Source organism: Paracoccus aerius, assembly GCF_014656455.1.
Taxonomy (GTDB): Bacteria; Pseudomonadota; Alphaproteobacteria; order Rhodobacterales; family Rhodobacteraceae; genus Paracoccus; species Paracoccus aerius.
The window spans coordinates 95,253-113,163 of sequence record NZ_BNCL01000002.1 but is presented as its reverse complement, the minus strand read 5'-3'; the positions used below and the strand labels follow the sequence as shown (position 1 = coordinate 113,163).

Annotated in this window: 21 protein-coding genes; 6 read left to right on the top strand and 15 right to left on the bottom strand. The window is 67.9% G+C overall.

The genetic code is table 11. The annotated features are described in order from the left end of the window. Positions 1–30 precede the first annotated feature (30 nt). Together IE224_RS02745 and dapD are read right to left on the bottom strand one after the other, a co-directional pair. Positions 31–483 carry a YaiI/YqxD family protein gene (locus IE224_RS02745; RefSeq protein ID WP_191307901.1) on the bottom strand — a complete coding sequence of 151 codons (453 nt, stop codon included), beginning with the start codon at positions 481–483 and terminating at the stop codon, positions 31–33. Beyond that, a complete protein-coding gene (gene dapD, locus IE224_RS02740) occupies positions 480–1,301 on the bottom strand; it encodes a 2,3,4,5-tetrahydropyridine-2,6-dicarboxylate N-succinyltransferase (protein ID WP_191307899.1) in 822 nt (273 codons plus the stop codon). The genes IE224_RS02745 and dapD overlap by 4 nt, the downstream gene beginning before the upstream one ends. Before the next feature lie 86 nt (positions 1,302–1,387). Between dapD and IE224_RS02735 the strand changes: the two genes are divergently transcribed. After that, positions 1,388–2,224, top strand: coding sequence for an LOG family protein (locus IE224_RS02735; protein WP_191307897.1), 837 nt, complete (start codon positions 1,388–1,390; stop codon positions 2,222–2,224). Between the two features lie 42 nt (positions 2,225–2,266). Here IE224_RS02735 and IE224_RS02730 read toward each other — a convergent pair whose 3' ends face one another. The 3 genes from IE224_RS02730 to IE224_RS02720 form a co-directional block, all read right to left on the bottom strand. Beyond that, the gene (locus tag IE224_RS02730; protein WP_191307895.1) at positions 2,267–2,989 is read right to left on the bottom strand and encodes a TylF/MycF/NovP-related O-methyltransferase; all 723 of its coding nucleotides are present in this window, start codon (positions 2,987–2,989) and stop codon (positions 2,267–2,269) included. A gap of 180 nt (positions 2,990–3,169) precedes the next feature. Then, positions 3,170–4,342 carry a dual-specificity RNA methyltransferase RlmN gene (gene rlmN, locus IE224_RS02725; RefSeq protein ID WP_191307893.1) on the bottom strand — a complete coding sequence of 391 codons (1,173 nt, stop codon included), beginning with the start codon at positions 4,340–4,342 and terminating at the stop codon, positions 3,170–3,172. A 189-nt stretch (positions 4,343–4,531) separates the two neighbouring features. After that, complete coding sequence (locus IE224_RS02720) at positions 4,532–5,056, bottom strand: invasion associated locus B family protein (protein ID WP_167623221.1); 525 nt, start codon at positions 5,054–5,056, stop codon at positions 4,532–4,534. Between the two features lie 155 nt (positions 5,057–5,211). Between IE224_RS02720 and IE224_RS02715 the strand changes: the two genes are divergently transcribed. Next, positions 5,212–6,198, top strand: a complete 987-nt coding sequence (locus IE224_RS02715) for an asparaginase (RefSeq protein ID WP_191307891.1) — start codon at positions 5,212–5,214, stop codon at positions 6,196–6,198. Here IE224_RS02715 and IE224_RS02710 read toward each other — a convergent pair. Then, positions 6,195–6,953, bottom strand: coding sequence for a TSUP family transporter (locus IE224_RS02710; RefSeq protein WP_191307890.1), 759 nt, complete (start codon positions 6,951–6,953; stop codon positions 6,195–6,197). The genes IE224_RS02715 and IE224_RS02710 overlap by 4 nt on opposite strands. A gap of 99 nt (positions 6,954–7,052) precedes the next feature. On the opposite strand from IE224_RS02710, the gene IE224_RS02705 reads away from it, so the two are divergent. Beyond that, positions 7,053–8,054, top strand: coding sequence for an NAD(P)H-dependent flavin oxidoreductase (locus IE224_RS02705; RefSeq protein ID WP_191307889.1), 1,002 nt, complete (start codon positions 7,053–7,055; stop codon positions 8,052–8,054). Here the strand turns inward: IE224_RS02705 and serB are convergent. The 4 genes from serB to IE224_RS02685 form a co-directional block, all read right to left on the bottom strand. Beyond that, positions 8,044–8,922 carry a phosphoserine phosphatase SerB gene (gene serB / locus IE224_RS02700; protein ID WP_191307888.1) on the bottom strand — a complete coding sequence of 293 codons (879 nt, stop codon included), beginning with the start codon at positions 8,920–8,922 and terminating at the stop codon, positions 8,044–8,046. The genes IE224_RS02705 and serB overlap by 11 nt on opposite strands. Positions 8,923–8,948: 26 nt before the next feature. Beyond that, positions 8,949–9,791, bottom strand: a complete 843-nt coding sequence (locus IE224_RS02695) for a C40 family peptidase (RefSeq protein ID WP_191307887.1) — start codon at positions 9,789–9,791, stop codon at positions 8,949–8,951. Beyond that, positions 9,788–11,152: a leucyl aminopeptidase family protein gene (locus IE224_RS02690; RefSeq protein ID WP_191307886.1), complete on the bottom strand. Its 1,365-nt coding sequence runs from the start codon at positions 11,150–11,152 to the stop codon at positions 9,788–9,790. The genes IE224_RS02695 and IE224_RS02690 overlap by 4 nt, the downstream gene beginning before the upstream one ends. A gap of 61 nt (positions 11,153–11,213) precedes the next feature. Then, complete coding sequence (locus tag IE224_RS02685; protein ID WP_191307885.1) at positions 11,214–11,591, bottom strand: hypothetical protein; 378 nt, start codon at positions 11,589–11,591, stop codon at positions 11,214–11,216. Between the two features lie 141 nt (positions 11,592–11,732). Between IE224_RS02685 and IE224_RS02680 the strand changes: the two genes are divergently transcribed. Continuing rightward, complete coding sequence (locus IE224_RS02680) at positions 11,733–12,380, top strand: carbonic anhydrase (protein ID WP_167623214.1); 648 nt, start codon at positions 11,733–11,735, stop codon at positions 12,378–12,380. A 26-nt stretch (positions 12,381–12,406) separates the two neighbouring features. Here IE224_RS02680 and IE224_RS02675 read toward each other — a convergent pair whose 3' ends face one another. Together IE224_RS02675 and IE224_RS02670 are read right to left on the bottom strand one after the other, a co-directional pair. Beyond that, on the bottom strand, positions 12,407–13,006 hold the full coding sequence (locus IE224_RS02675; protein WP_191307884.1) for a DedA family protein: 600 nt from the start codon (positions 13,004–13,006) through the stop codon (positions 12,407–12,409). A gap of 4 nt (positions 13,007–13,010) precedes the next feature. Next, positions 13,011–14,033: an aspartate-semialdehyde dehydrogenase gene (locus IE224_RS02670; RefSeq protein ID WP_167623212.1), complete on the bottom strand. Its 1,023-nt coding sequence runs from the start codon at positions 14,031–14,033 to the stop codon at positions 13,011–13,013. 166 nt (positions 14,034–14,199) lie between these two features. Here IE224_RS02670 and IE224_RS02665 point away from each other — a divergent pair, with 166 nt between their 5' ends. Beyond that, positions 14,200–14,583, top strand: coding sequence for a DUF6152 family protein (locus IE224_RS02665; RefSeq protein ID WP_191307883.1), 384 nt, complete (start codon positions 14,200–14,202; stop codon positions 14,581–14,583). Between the two features lie 6 nt (positions 14,584–14,589). Continuing rightward, complete coding sequence (locus IE224_RS02660; protein ID WP_229849221.1) at positions 14,590–15,057, top strand: DUF6644 family protein; 468 nt, start codon at positions 14,590–14,592, stop codon at positions 15,055–15,057. Here IE224_RS02660 and IE224_RS02655 read toward each other — a convergent pair. From IE224_RS02655 to IE224_RS02645, 3 genes are read right to left on the bottom strand one after another with little or no spacing between them, the layout of a single operon-like run. Next, positions 15,054–15,668: a glycosyltransferase family 29 protein gene (locus tag IE224_RS02655; protein ID WP_191307881.1), complete on the bottom strand. Its 615-nt coding sequence runs from the start codon at positions 15,666–15,668 to the stop codon at positions 15,054–15,056. The two genes, IE224_RS02660 and IE224_RS02655, sit on opposite strands and share 4 nt — an antisense overlap. Continuing rightward, entirely contained in the window at positions 15,665–16,702 is a 1,038-nt protein-coding gene (locus IE224_RS02650) for a glycosyltransferase family 4 protein (RefSeq protein WP_191307880.1), read from the bottom strand. Before IE224_RS02650 ends, IE224_RS02655 begins: the two co-directional genes overlap by 4 nt. A 4-nt stretch (positions 16,703–16,706) precedes the next feature. Then, entirely contained in the window at positions 16,707–17,897 is a 1,191-nt protein-coding gene (locus IE224_RS02645) for an MFS transporter (protein ID WP_191307879.1), read from the bottom strand. Between the last annotated feature and the right edge of the window lie 14 nt (positions 17,898–17,911).

Below are 17,911 nucleotides of genomic sequence, written 5' to 3'. Positions count from 1 at the left end.
GATCGACCACAGCACCCGGATCCCCGGTGCCTAGCCGCGCAGGGCAGCGCCCAGTTCGCGGTCCAGCACCTGCAGGAACCGCGACCGGTCAGCCTTCGAGAAGCCCGCGCCCCCGCCCTGCATGAAGGGGTTCGAGGCCCGCAGATCCGCCATCAGGTCGCGCGTGGCCAGCCGGGGGCCGATATTGGCGACGCTCAGCACCTCGCCGTCATGGGTGACGACCCGCGCCCCGGCCTTGAGGCAGCGGTCGGCCAGTGGCAGGTCGGCCGTCACCACCACATCGCCCGGCCCGCATTGTTCGGCGATCCACTTGTCGGCCTCGTCCGGGCCTTCGGCGACGACCTTCAGCGTGACCAGCGGATTGGCTGGCGGCCGCAGCCCGCCGTTGCACACCAGCACCATCGGCACCCGCAGGCGCGTCGCCACGCGCTCGGCCTCGGCCTTGACCGGGCAGGCGTCGGCGTCGATATAAAGCGTCGTCAATCCCGCAACAGTTCGTTGATCGAGGTCTTGGACCGCGTCTGCGCATCCACCCGCTTGACGATCACCGCGCAATACAGGCTGACGCCGTTCTTGGACGGCATCGACCCCGCGACGACGACCGATCCGGCCGGAACCTCGCCATACATCACCTCGCCGGTCTCGCGATCGACGATCTTGGTGGACTGGCCGATGAAGACGCCCATCCCCAGGACCGAACCCTCGCGGATGATGCAGCCTTCGACCACCTCTGACCGGGCGCCGATGAAGCAGTTGTCCTCGATGATGGTGGGGCCGGCCTGCAGGGGTTCCAGCACGCCGCCGATGCCCACGCCGCCCGACAGGTGGACGTTCTTTCCGATCTGCGCGCAAGAGCCGACGGTGGCCCAGGTATCGACCATCGTGCCCTCGCCCACATGGGCGCCCAAGTTCACGAAAGAGGGCATCAGCACCGCCCCCTTGCCGATAAAGGCGGACCGGCGGACAATGGCGCCCGGCACGGCGCGGAAGCCGGCCGCGCGCCACTGGTTGTCGCCCCAGCCTTCGAACTTGGTCGGCACCTTGTCCCACCAGTTGGACCCCTGCGGGCCGCCCGACATCTGTTCCATGTCGTTCAGGCGGAAGGACAGCAGCACAGCCTTTTTCGCCCACTGGTTCACGTGCCAGTCGGTGCCGCGCTTTTCGGCCACGCGCAGGGCGCCGCTGTCCAATTGCGCCAAGGTTTCCTCGACCGCCTCGCGCACGAAGCCGGTCGTGGCGCTGTCGATATCGGCGCGGGCCTCCCACGCGGCCTCGATGGCGGTCTCAAGTGCTTGGGTCATGGCCTCTCCTGGATCACTGCGGCGGGTGGAAACTGTCACCCCGGGGCTATAAGCCTGGGACAAGGCCCGTGCAATCAGAGGATCCGATGAACGACGCCAGCAAGACCGCCGAAGACCGCGCCCATCCCTTTCCGCACAGTGACGAGGACGCGGCGCGCGCGAGCCAGATCCCCGACACGCCCCAGACCCGATCGCCTTCCTACCAGCTGGCCTTCACCGACCGCGATTTCCTGCTGAGGGAGGAACTGCGCCCGGTCCGCCTGCAACTGGAACTGCTGAAGCCGCAGATGCTGCTGGACGAAGCGGGGGTGGAATCGACGGTGGTGATGTTCGGCGGCGCGCGCATCCCTTCGCCGGAAAACGCCGCGACCGCCCGCACCCCGGCGCTGGCCAAGCTGTCCGCCTATTACGAGGAAGCGCGCCTCTTCGCGCGAGAGATGACCCGGCGCAGCCTGGAAACCGGCGGGCGCGACTTCGTCATCACCACCGGCGGAGGCCCGGGCGTGATGGAGGCCGGCAACCTGGGCGCGCACGAGGTCGGCGGCAAGTCCATCGGCCTGGGCATCGTGCTGCCCCACGAACAGGCGCCGAACCTTTATGTGACGCCCGAGCTTTGCTTCAACTTCCACTATTTCGCGATCCGCAAGATGCATTTCCTGATGCGAGCGCGGGCCATCACCATCTTCCCCGGCGGCTTCGGTACCCTGGACGAAACCTTCGAGGCCCTGACCCTGATCCAGACCGGCCGCATGGCCCGCGTCCCCTTCCTGATGTTCGGGGCCGAGTTCTGGGACAGCATCATCAACTGGAAGGCCCTGGCCGAGTCGGGCACGATCTCGGAAGAAGACCTTGGCCTGATCCATTACGTCGAAACGGCGCAGGAGGCGGTGGAGATCATCGACGGGTGGGAAAAGCCGCGCTGATACCCAGCGTTCCGGGCGGTTTGCGCAAAGGCAGCGAAGGCGCTAGATCTTGGTGACCTTCAGGTGCCCGCAGGCCGTCTCGAGGCGGCAATCCGTTCTCGAACCGAAAAACTCATCAACGGCCTTCCTGCATCCACCCCAGTCGAAGTAATCGTCGAAGATGAGGATGCCGCCGGTCGAGAGGACGGGCCAGATCCTGGAAATACTGAAGCTTACGGGATCGTACCAGTCGACGTCGATATGGGCGAAGGCGACCGGGCCGTCGATCTTCATGGTGTCCTGCAACAGGCCCTTGTGGAACAGGATGCTGTCCAGCGCCTCGTCGCCCAGGATCTCGGCGACCTGCGACCTGACGAATGCCAGCAGATCCTGCCTGTAGCCGTAATATTCGTCGCCGCCGATGCCCTTGCTGTTGCCGCTTGCGATGATCGCGTAGCGTTCGTGAACATCCGGCGGATCCTCCGGACCCGGAGGCGGGATCATCTCGAACGTGTCGTATTCGTTGATGATCCTGCCTTGGGCATAGGCCGCGATGACCACGAGCGATCCGCCAAGCGCGCAACCGGCTTCGATCACCTGCCCCTGGACACCTTTCCTTCCGATCTCGTCCAGCGAAGAGATCAGGTTCCTCAGCTTGTCATCGGCCAGATAGCTCAGGCGCCTCTTCCTGACTTTTGGGACCACATCCAGTCGGTCGGTCGAGCGGAGCTTCGCGGCGGACCGGATCCGGGACGCATGAAGGCGTGCAGACCTCAGGATGTTCATGTTGCCCACGTCCCGCCGGACCCCGGTCCTTGAAATCAGACTGGACGAGGGTTGCCGACGGTCGCGAACCTGTCAACATGGCCAAACGGCCGAGGAAATGGCTTCCTGGCCAAGGGACCAGGTCATGACGATCCCAAGGCTCGGCGGCGCCGAGCTAGTGGACGGGAAATGGAAACCCGATCAGCCCGCCGCCTCTGCCGCGATCTCGGCCCGCGACTTGCGCCCCCGCTCCGTCGCCGACTTCAACTGCCCGCAGGCGGCCATGATGTCCTCGCCCCGGGGCGTGCGGATCGGGCTGGCATAGCCCGCCTTGTAGATGATGTCGGCAAAGGCGTGGATGCGGTTGTTGCTGGATCGCTTGTAGGGCGCGCCGGGCCATTCATTGAAGGGGATCAGGTTGATCTTGGCGGGGATGCCGCGGATCAGATCCACCAGGCGATGCGCGTCCTCGTCGCTGTCGTTCACGCCGGCCAGCATCACATATTCGAAGGTGATCCGCTCGCTGTTGGACAGCCGCGGATAATCGCGCAGCGCGTCAAGCAGCGTTGCGATGTTCCAGCGCTTGTTGATCGGCACCAGGATGTTGCGAACCTCGTCGGTGGTGGCGTGGAAGCTGACGGCAAGCTGGCAGCCGATCTCCTCGGCCGTCCGCGCGATCTCGGGGACCACGCCGCTGGTGGACAGGGTGATGCGGCGGCGCGAAAGCGACAGCCCCTCGTTGTCCATGCAGACGCGCATCGCGTCGCGCACGGCGTCGAAGTTGTAGAGGGGCTCGCCCATGCCCATCAGGACGATGTTGCTGACAAGGCGGGTCTCGTCCTTCGGCGCGCCGGGCTCGGGCCATTCGCCCAGGTCGTCGCGCGCCAGCATCAACTGGCCGACGATTTCCCCGGCGGTCAGGTTGCGCACCAGCTTCTGCGTCCCGGTGTGGCAGAAGGAACAGGTCAGCGTGCAGCCGACCTGGCTGGACACGCACAGCGTGCCGCGCCCTTCCTCGGGAATATAGACGGTCTCGACCTCGTGGCCCCCGGCAATGCGGACCAGGTACTTGCGGGTGCCGTCGCTGCTGATCTGGCGGGTGACGATCTCGGGCAGGGTGATCTCGAACCTGTCGGCCAGCAGCGCGCGGTAATCCTTGGCAAGGTTCGACATCTGCGCGAAATCGCGCACGCCCCAGTGATAAACCCACTGCCAGACCTGGCCCACCCGCATCTTGGCCTGCTTCTCGGGCGTGCCCGCGTCGATCAGCGCCTGGCGCAACTGGTCGCGCGTCAGCCCGACGATGTTCACCCGCCCGCTGTCGGGCAGCTTGCGGGGAAGGGTCAGGACGTCCTGCGTGATGGGCGCATTCATGGCATTACCGATCTGGGGCGAAAGACCCGCAGATAAGCGAAACGAGGCCGAAAATCAACCCGGCCCCGCTGCATCTTCTGTGTTCAAATATCCCGGGGTGAGGAGCACCAGGAAAAAGGTCCAGGGGACCTTTTTTCAGGGATGAACGGGCGAAGCCCAGCGAAGGGACGGGGGCAGCGCCCCCATGCCTTACTGGCAGCGCGACCGGGCCGTATTGGTGGCCGCGGTGATGCCCGCCAGGCTGAACGTATCCTTGGTCACGGTGCCGCGCGACGACCGCCCGGTAATGACCGCATTCGATCCGCCGCGCAGGGCCGTGATCAGGCGTTCGTCATCGGATGCGCTGCCGGTCCAGGCGCTTTCGCCTTCGGTGAACAGGTTGAACTTGTTGCCGCCGATATCGACCTCGACCGTGCTGTCAGGAGCGAAGGGATAGCCGCCGCTGAAGCTGACCTCGCCGTTCTGGCCGGGGCGATAGGCCACATACAGGCGGATGTCGCCGCGCGTCACCTCGCGCGGGGCGCCATTGGCGTCGGTGTTCTGCGTGGCCTTGGGCGGCGACACGGCCCAGCATTCCTTGGGATTTTCGGCGGCAAAGACGGTCCAGTCGCCTTCGGTCGCGACGACGTTGGTGGATTCCTGCGCCACTGCTGTCCCCAGTCCGGCCATCAGGACAAGGGCGGCGGTCATGCCGCGCAGCGTGGTGTTGGTCATGCTCTGGCCTCCTGCCATGGGTTTCGCCTCATCTGCGGGCGTTGTTCCCGATTGCTGTGGTCTTTTCAACCTTCTGCGGTCAGGATAGCCAAAATCATTGCGCGAGAAAGAGCGCAAGGCAGGAAATCGCGCAATTGTCAGGGGAAGGACAGGCGATGCGTTCAGCCGAGTTGATCGAACTGTGGCGCGGCGGTCAGCGCGAAAGCCTGCACCGCGGCGATGCGGTGATCTGCGACACCAAGGGCGTGGTCGAAGCCTGGGGCAGGCCCGACCGGATCGTCTTTCCGCGATCGTCCTGCAAGATGATCCAGGCGCTGCCCTTGATCGAAAGCGGCGCGGCCGACGCGGCGGGGCTGACCGACCGCCAGCTTGCCCTTGCCTGCGCCAGCCACAGCGGCGCGCGGATCCATGTCGATGCGGTGGACCAGTGGCTGCGCGGGCTGGATCTGGGCGAGCCTGACCTGCGCTGCGGCTGCCACATGCCCCGCGACGCGGATGAAAACCGCCGCCTGACCTGCGGCGACGAAAGCCCCTGCCAGTTGCACAACAACTGCTCGGGCAAGCACGCTGGCTTCCTGACGCTGAACCGGCATCTGCAGGGCGGGCCGGAATACGTGGAGCCGGACCATCCGGTCCAGACCGCCGTGAAGGCCGCCTTCGAGGAAGTCACGGGTGAAGTCAGCCCCGGCTACGGCATCGACGGCTGTTCGGCCCCGAACTGGTCCTGTTCGCTGGCGGGGCTTGGCCGGGCGATGGCGGCTTTTGCCGATCCGGGCCAGGATCGGCGCGGCCAGGCGATGCGGCGGCTGGTGGATGCCATGCGCACCCATCCCGAGATGGTCGCGGGCGAAGGGCGGGCCTGCACGATCCTGATGCGTGCCATGGGCGGCCGCGTCGCCGCCAAGACCGGGGCCGAGGCGGTCTTCGTCGCCATCCTTCCCGACCAGGGCCTGGGCGTCGCGCTGAAGATCCGTGACGGCGGCACCCGCGCCGCCGAGGCCGCGATCACCGCGCTGCTGGTCCATCTGGGCGTGCTGGGCGACAACGACCCCGCGGTCGGCCGCTTCCTGACGGACCCGATCCGCAACTGGCGCGGCATCGTCACCGGAGAGATGCGGACCTCGCCCGGCTTTCCCGCCTAGATCATCTGCCAGATCAGCCGCAGCGCAAGCGCGGTCGAGGTGACGACCAGCAGCGGCTTGATCAGCCGCGCCCCGATCCGCGAGGCCAGCCGCGACCCCAGCGTCGCCCCGGCGATCTGCGCGGCGCCCATCACGATCCCCACCACCCAAAGGGGCTGGCCCACAAGCGCGAAGGCCAGCAGGCCGCCCAGGTTCGAGGCGAAGTTCAGAAGCTTCGTATGGGCGGTCGCCTTCAGCACGCCGTAGCCCGCCAGGGTCACGAAGGCGATCATGTAGAACGATCCCGCACCCGGCCCCAGGACGCCGTCATAGAAGCCGACCAGTGGAACGGCTGTTGCCGCGAAAACCGCGGGCGCGACCCTCTGGACGCGGTCGAGGTCGTTCAGGCCCGGCTTCAGCGCGAAAAAGGCGGCGATGCCGATCAGGATCACCGGCAGGACCAGCCGCAACTGGTCGGTCGGCAAAAAGCTGACAAGGCCTGCCCCTGCTGCCCCGGCAGCCCCCGCGATCAATGCGGATTTCCACTGGCTGCGCAGATCCACCAGCCCGCGCGAGGCATAGCTGATCGCCGCCGTGGCGGCCCCGAAGACCCCCTGGACCTTGTTCGTGGCCAGGGCCTGTGCAGGCGGAATGCCGGCAAGCATCAGCGCGGGCAGGGTGATCAGCCCGCCGCCGCCCGCGATGGAGTCGATGAAGCCCGCCGCAAAGCCCGCGGCGGCCAGAAGAACAACAAGCTCAAGGGAAAGGTTCAGCATGATCCGCGCCATGCGCCTTTGGCAGGCGTTTGTAAAGCTGGGGGTATCACACCCCCGGACCCCCGTGGGATACTTGCGCACAGAAGATGGAGGCGGCCGATGTTAAACACCCTGACGCATCGCGTGGTGCAGGCGCCCATGGCGGGAACCTCGACGCCGGAGATGGCGGTGGCGGTCTGCGAAGCGGGCGGGCTTGGCTTTCTGGCTTTGGGTGCCCTGGATGCTGTGGGCGCGGCCAAGGCAATCCGCGCCGTTCGGCAGGGCACGGAAAGGGACTTTGGCGTCAACCTGTTCTGCCATGCCCCTGCCCGCCGCGATGCTGCGCGCGAAGCGACCTGGATTCAGACCCTTGAACCGGAATTCGCCCGGTTCGGCGCCAGCCCGCCGCGTGAACTGGCCGAGATTTACCCCAGCTTCCGTGGTAATGACGCGATGCTGTCGGTCCTGCTGGCCGAACGGCCTGCCATCGTTGGCTGTCACTTCGGGCTGCCCGGCCCCGACCAGATCGTGGCGCTAAAGGCTGCGGGCTGCGCGCTTTGGGCGACGGCAACCTCGCTGGCCGAGGGGAAGGCGATCGTCGATGCGGGCTTCGACGTGATCGTGGCGCAGGGCTTCGAGGCGGGCGGGCATCGGGGCATCTTCGAACCGGATGGCCCGGACGAACGGCTGGGTCATCTGGCCCTGGCGCGGGCGCTGCTGCCGCTGGGACTTCCGGTCGTGGCGGCGGGAGGGATCATGGACCGCGGCGCGGCGCGGGCGGCGATGGATGCGGGCGCGGCGGCCGTGCAATGCGGCACCGCCTTCCTGCGCGCGCCCGAGGCCGCAACGCCCCCGGCGCATCGCGCCGCGCTGTCGGGCGGCCGGACCGTGATGACGCGCGCGATTTCGGGACGTCCTGCGCGATGCCTGGTCAACGATTTTACGGCCATCGCGGATGCGGCGGCCGCAGATTATCCGGTCGCCTATGGCATCGGCAAGGCGCTGCACGCTGCCGCATCGGCACAAGGGCATCACGGATACGGCGCCTTCTGGGCCGGGACGGGTGCCGCGGCCAGCCTCGCGCGGCCTGCGGCGGACACGGTTCTGGCGATCAGCCCGTGACGAATTCGGCGGCGGAATAGCCCTGAAGATATAGAAGCGCGGTCAGGTCGCCGTGGTTGATGCGGATGGGCGCCTGCGCGGCGACGGCGGGCTTGGCGTGCAGCGCGACGCCGGTTCCGGCCATCTGGATCATCCCCAGGTCATTGGCCCCGTCGCCCACGGCAATGACATCCGACGGCGTCAGGCCGCGTGCCATGGCGATCTGGATCAGCGCCTCGACTTTGGCCTCGCGACCCAGGATCGGCAGCGCCACCTGCCCGGTCAGCAGGCCCCCTTCGGCCAGCAGGGTATTGGCGCGGTGTTCGTCGAAGCCCAGGCGGGCGGCCACGGCTTCCGTGAAGGCGGTGAAGCCGCCCGACACAAGCGCGGCATAGCCGCCATTCGCCCGCATCGTCGCCACCAGTTCAGCGCCGCCCGATGCCATGGTGATGCGCGACGCCAGCACATCCGCGATCACGCTGTCCTTCAGCCCGGCCAGCAGCGAGACGCGTTCCGTCAGGGCGCCGTTGAAGTCCAGTTCGCCGTTCATGGCGCGGGCGGTGATATCGGCCACGCGGGGACCGACGCCCGCCATGTCGGCCAGTTCATCAATGCATTCCTGGCCGATCATGGTCGAATCCATGTCCGCCAGCAGGATCCGCTTGCGCCGGTCCTGCGCGGGCTGGACCGCCAGATCCAGCGTCTGCTGCTGAAGCGCAGCCCAGGCGGCTTCGGTATCGGCTGGACGGGCTTCGACGTCGAATTCGGCCGCGACGCCGGGGTTCAGCCACCGCAGCGGCCCGCCGCCCCAGCGATCGGCCAGGGCTTGCGCCACATCCCGGGCCAGGTTGGCGCGCAGGGGCGATGCGATCAGCGAAACGGTGAACATGGGCCGGGCCTCCTTTTCGGCGGGGTCTAGGCCAAGGCGGCAGGCTGCGCCAGAGGCGGGCGGCGGATGCCCAGGAAGGGCCCGTCGCCGCCCGCGTCGATCCGGGCGAGGGCGCCCGCGATGGGTTCCGCGATCACCGCCATGGCGAAGGCCGTCGCGTGGATCATCCGGTCGGGCGACATCGCAAGCGCGACATGGCCCGGCCAGAACAGCAGGTCGCCGCGCCGGATGTCATCCGCCGCAGGGAAGGCATCGCGCTGCAGATCGCTGTCGCCGGGGCAGGGGATGCCACAGGCGGTCAGCGCGGCCTGCACGAGGCCCGAACAATCGATCCCCCAGCGGCCGTTGCCACCCCACAGATAGGGCGTGCCCAGCAGGCTTTCGGCGACGGGTACTGGGTCCGTGGCGGGTCCGTCGCCCACATGCTGGGCGGGGACGAAGCCGCCGGTGGCCAGGCGGGCAAAGCGCCCCTCGGCCCCCGTCACGGACAGGCGCGCGCCGATGGACAGGCTGGCCAGTTCCCGCTGCTTCATGTCCGGTGCAGGATAGACATGGGTGGCGGGGGCGGTGACGCGGTGGGTGATCGGCGGCAGGTCCCGGCCCAGAGACGCTGCGGGCAGCCAGCCGCAATAGCCGTCAAGGGCTGCCTGCACGAAGCACCAGTCGCCCCGGGTCTCGATCACAGTCACGTCGGCGCCGAAATTGACCTGCCGGTCGCGGCGGCCCTCGGGGGCGGTCATCAGGTCGGCCAGCGGCACGGTCAGCCGCGCGGCATGGCCCGGCGTGTAGGCGGGACGTTCCAGCACGCCCGCCAGGCATTCAAGCGCAACGCGGTCGGTCGCAGGGGTCAGGCGGCGGTCCAGCGTCATGCGAGGATCCGGGGCAGGGCGGCCAGGATCGCGCGCGCGCCCTGGCCCAGGCCCCCCTTGGGACGGCCTGGGGCCAGGACCGGCTGCCAGCCGTAGATGTCCATGTGGACATAGCGCCCGGCGCCTTGGGCAAAGCGGCGCAGGAACAGCGCGGCGGTGATCGACCCTGCCATCCCGCCCGAGGGGGCGTTGTCGAGATCCGCGATCGGCGGCTCGATCTGCGATTCGTAGCCGTCCCAGAAGGGCATCCGCCACAGGGGATCGCGCGCGGCCATCGCGGCGCGGGACAGGGCATCCGCCGTCGCATCGTCGTCGCAATAGAAGGGCGGCAGATCGGGCCCAAGCGCCACCCGCGCAGCCCCCGTCAGCGTCGCAAGCGAGATCATCAGGTCGGGCGATTCCTCGGCCCCCAGGGTCAGGGCATCGGCCAGGATCAGGCGGCCTTCGGCATCGGTGTTGTTCACCTCGACCGTCAGGCCCTTGCGGCTGGTCAGCACGTCGCCCGGTCGGAAGGCGTTGCCCGCGACGCTGTTCTCGACCACCGGCAGCAGCACGCGAATCCGCATCCGGTCCGCTGCGCCAGTCAGGGCCAGCATCTTCAGCAGGCCAAGCGCGGTCGCCGCGCCGCCCATGTCCTTCTTCATCAGCAGCATGGACGCCGAGGGCTTGATGTCCAGCCCGCCCGTGTCGAAGCAGACCCCCTTTCCGACGATGGTCAGCCGCGGCCCGGCATCGCCCAGCCGGATGTCGATCAGGCGCGGGGCCTGTTCCGCCGCCCGCCCCACGGCATGGATCATCGGCAGGTTCGCGTCCAGCAGATCCCCGCCGGTCGTGACGGCGACGCTGGCGCCCGCTTCTCCTGCCAGGGCGCGGGCTGCGGCTTCCAGGGCGTCGGGGCCCATGTCATTGGCCGGGGTGTTGATCAGGTCACGGGTCAGGAACTCTCCTGCCGCCTGGGCCGCGATCCTGTGCGCGTCGGCGCCCTGGGGGCAGATGAAACGCGCCCCGTCATGGGGCGTGCCCTTGTAGCGGGTGAAGCGGTACTGACCCAGCAGCAGGGCGAGCGCGGCCTCGTCCGGGTCCAGGTCGTCCGGAAGGAATGGCCGCCACAGGCCCTTGGGCAGGCCTGCCGCATGGGCCATCGCGAAGCGGTGGCGGCTGGCCTGCGCCCGGTCCCCCAGGCCCAGAAGCGCCCCGGACAGCCCGCCCGACGCATCGGGCAGCAGGCAGATTTCCCCCAGCTTGCCCGAAAAGCCGCTGGCCGCGGGCCAGGGGCCGGCTTGTTCGGCCAGCGGATCGCCTTTCCACACCGCCCAGAGCGGCAGGGCATCGGGTGAATCGGGCGCGAAATCGGGTGTCATGGCCTGTCCTTGATCTGTCGGGCCGAGATTACAGGCTGGATGCTCACCCGCAACCCCGGCCTCAGGCCAACTGGCTGCGGTCCCAGATCGCCGTCAGCGAGCGATTGCCTACCCGCATCAGCCGCGCATGGACCGCCCCGATCGGCACGGCTTGGCCCCGTTCGGCGCAGAAGCCCAGATCCATCGCCACCCCGGCCAGCGACAGAAGCCCGATCTGCCAGGCCAGCCGCGCAAGCAGGTCGCATTGCCGCACGGCCTCGGGCAGGTTGTTCGCGCGGATTGCGTTGTCGGCCAGGGTCAGTGCCGTGGCCAACTGTTCCAGGGCCAGGCCAATGACGTTCTGCGCCGCGGTTTCGCCCAATTCGGTGACGATGTCGCCCAGCCGGCGGGAATCCACCCGGACCGGTTCCGATACGGCCAACGCCATGATCTGTGCCATCTGCCTTACCCTTGCCTTCTTGCACGTCCAGTCCCGGCAAGATGGCCTTTTGCCGTGAAAAAAGCCTTGATGGCGCCGAAAGAAACCTCTCGAATTTATCTCAATCTCCGCCTATCAAACGCGGGATCAAAGGGGTGAGACATGCACAACATCCGTCCTCTGCCGCAATATCTTGTTGGCCGCTTTCACGGCTGGCGGGCCACGTCCTATTCGGAAAACAGCGCCTGGTATCGCCGCCTGGCGACCGACGGCCAGAGGCCGCGGGCCATGGTGATTTCCTGCTGCGACAGCCGCGTCCATGTCACCAGCATCTTCGGCGCGGATTCGGGCGAGTTCTTCATCCACCGCAACATCGCCAACCTGGTGCCGCCCTATGCGCCCGACGGGTTGCAGCACGGCACCTCGGCTGCGGTCGAATATGCGGTGACGGCGCTGAAGGTCGCCCATCTGATCGTGGTGGGCCATACCAGCTGCGGTGGCGTGGCGGGATGCCACGCGATGTGTTCGGGCCGCGCCCCCGAGCTGGAGGAGAAGACCAGCTTCGTCGGCCGCTGGATGGATGTGCTGCGCCCCGGCTATGACCGCGTGAAGGACCTGCCCGAGGACCAGCAGGTCGCGGCCCTGGAACGCGAGGCGGTGCTGGTCTCGATCGAGAACCTGATGACCTTCCCCTTCGTGAAGCAGGCGGTCGAATCCGGCCAAATGTCGATTCACGGGCTTGTCCACGACATCAGCGAAGGCACCCTGGTCCAGGCCGTCGAAGGCGGCCGCAACTGGGTGGAAGTCTGATCGGGAAGAAGGTCGCCCGGCGCCCTTCAGGCGTCGGGCTTCCAGCGGATCACGCGCCACAGATAAAGCGCGATGATCCCGATCACCACCGCCGTGGACAGCGGGTCGATCCAGTGTTCCACGCTTTCGTACTGGTCTTCCAGCAGATAGCCTGCAAGCGCCAGCCCGCCCGACCAGATGAAGCTGCCAAGCGCGGTGAACAGCAGGAACTGACCCTGCGGCATCCGTTCGATCCCGGCGGGGATCGAGATCAGCGTGCGCACCGTCGGGATGAAGCGGCCGAAGAAGACGACCGCGCGACCGTGGCGCTGAAACCAGCCCTCGGCCGCCTCAAACTCGGACAGGGTCAGGGTCAGCCAGCGGCCGTGGCTTGCGATCAGGCGGCGCAGCCGGTGGGCGCCAAAGGCGCGGCCCGCCAGGTACCAGAAATAGGCGCCCGCCAGCGATCCCAGGCCACCGGCCAGGATCGCCAGCCACAAGGGCGTGCCGCCGCGCGCGGCGTTGAAGCCCGCCAGCGGCATGATCAGTTCCGACGGGATCGGCGGAAAGACGTTTTCCAGCAGCATCAGCGCGGCGATGGCCAGGGCCCCGCCGCTGTCCAGAAAACTGGTGATCCAGTCGAACACCGGGTCAGCCCTTCTTCAGGACGCGGTTGCCCAGCAGTTCGGCGATCTGCACCGCGTTCAGCGCCGCGCCCTTGCGCAGGTTGTCGCTGACGCACCACAGGTTCAGGCCGTTTTCGACCGTCACGTCCTGCCGGATGCGGCTGACGAAGGTGGCGAAATCACCCACGCATTCGACCGGCGTCGTGTAGCCGCCCGGCTCGCGCTTGTCGACGACCAGGATGCCCGGCGCCTCGCGCAGGATGTCGCGGGCCTCGTCCTCGTCCAGGAAATCCTCGAACTCGACGTTGATGGATTCAGAATGGCCGACGAAGACCGGGACGCGCACGCAGGTCGCGGTGACCTTGATGGACGGGTCGAGGATCTTCTTCGTCTCGGCCGTCATCTTCCATTCTTCCTTGGTGTCGCCGCTGTCCAGGAAGACGTCGATCTGCGGGATGACGTTGAAGGCGATCTGCTTCTGGAACTTCTTGGCCGCGACTTCCTGGCCCGGGACATACATGCCCTTGGTCTGGTCCCACAGCTCGTCCATGCCCTCCTTGCCGGCGCCGGACACGGACTGGTAGGTGGACACGACGACACGCTTGATGCGCGCGCGATCGTGCAGCGGCTTCAGCGCCACCACCATCTGCGCGGTCGAGCAGTTGGGGTTCGCGATGATCATCTTGTTCTTGTAGTCGTGGATCGCGTCGGGGTTCACCTCGGGCACGATCAGCGGGATCTGCGGGTCATAGCGATACAGCGACGAGTTGTCGATCACCACGCAGCCGGCCTGGGCGGCGCGGGGGGCATGGACCTTGGTCGCGTCCGATCCGATCGCGAACAGCGCGATGTCCCAGCCGGTGAAGTCGAACTGCTCGATGTCCTTCACCTTGATGGTCTTGTCGCCAAAGCTGACTTCGGTGCCCTGCGACCGGCGCGAGGCCAGTGCGGCAATCTCGTCCACCGGGAACATGCGTTCCTCGAGGATGTTCAGCATTTCGCGGCCCACATTCCCCGTGGCGCCGGCGACGACGACTTTGTAGCCCATCTCCTTGGGACTCCTTTTCTGGCGGTCGGCTGCGTTTAGCGCATGGGGGGGTGCAAGGAAAGGGGAAAGGCCCGGCAGCCGGACCGGCGCCGGGGTCACGCCAATGTCATCCGCCGGCCGGGCAGGGCGCGCTATCCTTGGCCGGTCAAACGGGAAAGGCCGGCTCATGTTCAGCATCCTTCGCCCCGCGCTTCTGGCCCTTGCGGTCATGGTTCCTGCGGCGCACCCAGCCTTGGCCCATCACGGCTGGTCCTGGGCCGAGCCCGAGCAATCGCGCCTGGAAGGGGTGATCGAGGAGATCTCGATGGCTCCGCCCCATCCCAGCCTGCGGGTCAGGGCGGCCGACGGCACCGTCTGGTTCGTGGAACTGGGCAATCCGGGCCGGACGACGCGGTCGGGTTTCGGGCCGGACACCGCCGCCGTGGGCGACGCCGTCACCGTGATCGGCAACCGCGACCGCGACCGGGCCGAGGCGCATATCAAGGCCGTCCGCATCGTCATCGACGGCCGGAACTATGACATGTATCCCGAACGCATCCGGTCTGACTGACGGGTGATGGAGCTTGCGGCCTGGATCGAGGCGTCAAGCCTGGCCCGGATGCTGCGCGGGTCCGGCACCGTCTACATGGTCCTGAACGCCACGCATATCCTGGGGATCGGGCTGCTGCTGGGCGCGATCCTGCCGCTGGACCTGCGGATGCTGGGCGTGCTGCGCGGGCCGTCCCTGGCCGTGATCGGCCCCTTCCTGTCGCGCATGGCGGGCGCGGGGCTTGGCCTGGCGATGCTGACGGGGTTCTGCCTGTGGTCGGTCGGCGCGACGGAATACTTGGGCAACGCCGCCTTCCGCTGGAAGCTGGTCCTGCTGGTGGCGGCGCTTGGCAATGTCGCCCTGCTGCACCGGCTGGGCTGGCAAAGGGTCGTGGTCACCGGGGTTGCCGACACGGCCATGCGGGTGCTGGCCGGGATCTCGGCGGGGCTTTGGCTGTCGGTGCTGCTGGCGGGTCGCTGGATCGGGTTTCTTTAGGCCAGCGTCAGGCGGGCGTCTCTGCGGCGCAGATCCGCGACCCAGGCGGCTTCGGCGCCGAAGTCGTGGGGCACCTGATCGGCGGTGCGCCGGCCCGACAGGCTTTGGCTGGCGAAGAAATCGAAGCCGTAAAGGGTCAGGCTTGCCAGCGACGACCGCAGCAGCAGGTCGATCAGCATCGCCCCCGTGGTGGGCGGCGCGGCCAGCCTGTCCTTCAGCGCGTGATAGTCGGGCAGGGGATGCAGATAGAAACCGGGGCTGCTGGCGACCTGCCAGCCCAGCCTCTTGCGCTTGGGCGACATCCACAACAGGCGCGAGGGGTTCAGCCGGGTGCGATCCTCGTCCGCCAGGCGGACCGCCAGGGCCAGCCAGTCGGTGCGGGTGCCGTGGCTGTCGGGGCCGGGCATCGGCGCACGGTTGATGCGGATCACCAGATCCACGGCATCGATGGCCGCGCCGTGACGGGTTTGCGCCAGAGACCGGGCATTGCCGATCAGCGCGACCCGCTTGCCTTCCAGATCCGCCAGCAGGTTGCCCTGCGGGACCGACAGGGATTGCAGCGCGGTTTCATCGCGCATCAGGCGGGCGGAATAGAAGAACAGCTTGTTCATGGCCGGGCCAGCAAATCGTTGTAGATTGCCACCAGGGCACGGGCCTCGCCTTCGATCGCGTGGTTGGTGGCGACATGCTCACGGGTGGCGCGGCCCGCCGCCTGACGCGCGCCCTCGTCATCCAGCCAGTGCTGCAGTGCTTCTGTCAGCGCATCCAGATCGTCCGGCGGCACAAGGCTGCCGGTCACGCCGTCGCGGATCAGCGTCTCGTAGGCGCCGACGCGGGCGGCGACCGCGGGCACGCCGCAGGCCATTGCCTCCAGGGGCGTCAGGCCGAAGCCCTCCCACCGGGCGGGGGCCGCGAACAGGTCGAGCGCCTGGTAATGGCGCACCACCTGGTCCCAGGGAAGTTCGCCCAGGAAGCGGATGCGGTCTTCCAGCCCCGCCGCGCGGATTTCACTTAGCAATTCGTCGGCGAAGGCGCGGTTGTCGGGCGTGATGCGGCCGGTGAAGACGATCTTCACGCGCGGGCGGTCCGGCAGCAGCCGCAGCCCCGCGCGGACCAGAAGATCCACGCCCTTCTGCGCGCGCACCCGGCCGAAGCAGCCGATCAGCACCGCATCGGGGTCAAGGCCCAGTTCGCGCCGCAGCGCGGCCTTGTCGGCGGGTGGCTGGAAGACCGTGGTATCCACCCCGTGCATGACCACCGTCGCGGGCCGGTCCAGATAGCTGGCCGCCTTGTCCGATGTCGCGACAAGCGCGTCCTGCCGGCGGAGCAGCCATTTGGTGAAGCCCGTATGGCGGCGCTGCGCGGCGGATGTGAACAGCAGCCGGTATTTGCGCCGCAGCAGGTGGCGCAGGATCAGGCCAAGCGCCATTTCCGTGTTGCGCCGCGCGTGCCAGACCCGCCAGCGGTCGCGCGGCATCAGTGCGGCGCGGGCCAGGGGGATGTGCGGCACCTCGGGCGGAAGGCCGGGGCCGGTGGCGCGGATCGCGATGGTGCGGGCCTGCACCGGGATCAGCCGGACCACGGTCGCGGTGACGCCCGACAGGCGGCGCTTGAGGTTGGGGGCGACGACCAGCGGGTCCGTCATCGGATCAGGCATTCCGGGCCTCGGGCGTCAGGAAGTACAGGGCGAACCCGATGGCAAGCGGGACCGCGAAGAACCCGAACAGCATAGCGAAAGCCTGCGGCGGGGCATAGGCCGCAGCGGCTGCCTGGAACACGGGCCGGGAAGCGAACTGCATCACGCCGACGCCGCCGATCGAGATCATGTTCAGGAAGGTCACCCCCCGCCCCACAAGGTGATCCGGCAGGAAGGACCGCCCATGCGCCATCAGCAGCACATAGCCCGCCCCCGACAGCCCGATCAGCGCCAGCATCACCACCGCAAGCCCCAGCCCCGGATCGGGGTTCATGACCAGGAACCCCATCACCGCCAGCGTGCAGCCGGTGAAGATCAGCACCGTCCGGCGCAGGCTGCCCACCAGCCGCACGGCCGGGGCCACCAGGAAATTGCCCAGGATCATCGCCACGCCCATGGCCAGCGTCGCCCGCCCGATCAGGATCGCATCCGCGTCGAAGACCCGTTCCAGGTAGGGTGCCGCCCAAAGCCCCCGGATCGCGCCCGAAGCCGCGTAGTTCACGAAGAACAGCGGCAGGATGAACCACAGGGCGCGCAGGCGCAGCACCTCGGCCAGCGACCCCTGCGGATGACCGGCGCCCAGCTTCGCAGGATCGCGCACGGTTGCCAGGATCAGCAGCGCCACGCCGACTGTGGCAAGGCCAAGGCCCGCGATGCTGGCGCGCCAGCCCAGCGTGTCGATTGCCCAGACCAGCGGCGTCGCGCCCAGGATGTTGCCCAGCGAGCCGAAGCCCACGATCATCCCCGCCATCGCCCCAAAGGCCGAGGCCGGATATTCCCGCGCGACGATGTAATAGGACCCCATCAGCGCCGGGGCGCAACCCACGCCCAGCAGCGCCATCGCCAGATGCAGGTGCCACGGCGCCTGGGCCAGGGCAAAGACCGCTGCCCCTGCGCCGCCCGCCCCGCCCAGCAGCAGGGCCACCGTCAGGCGCGGCCCGATCCGATCCAGCATCCGCCCCACCGGGATCTGCATGGCCGCAAAGGCCGCGAACCACAGCCCCGACGACAGCGCCAGATCCCCCGGCCTGGCCCCCAGTTCCACGCCAAGGACCGGCGTCAGGACCGCCAGGAAGGCGCGGTAGAACTGGCTGAGGACATAGGCCAGCACCAGGCTGACGATGCCCAGGGATAGGACCGGCATTCTTTGCGCTCTCC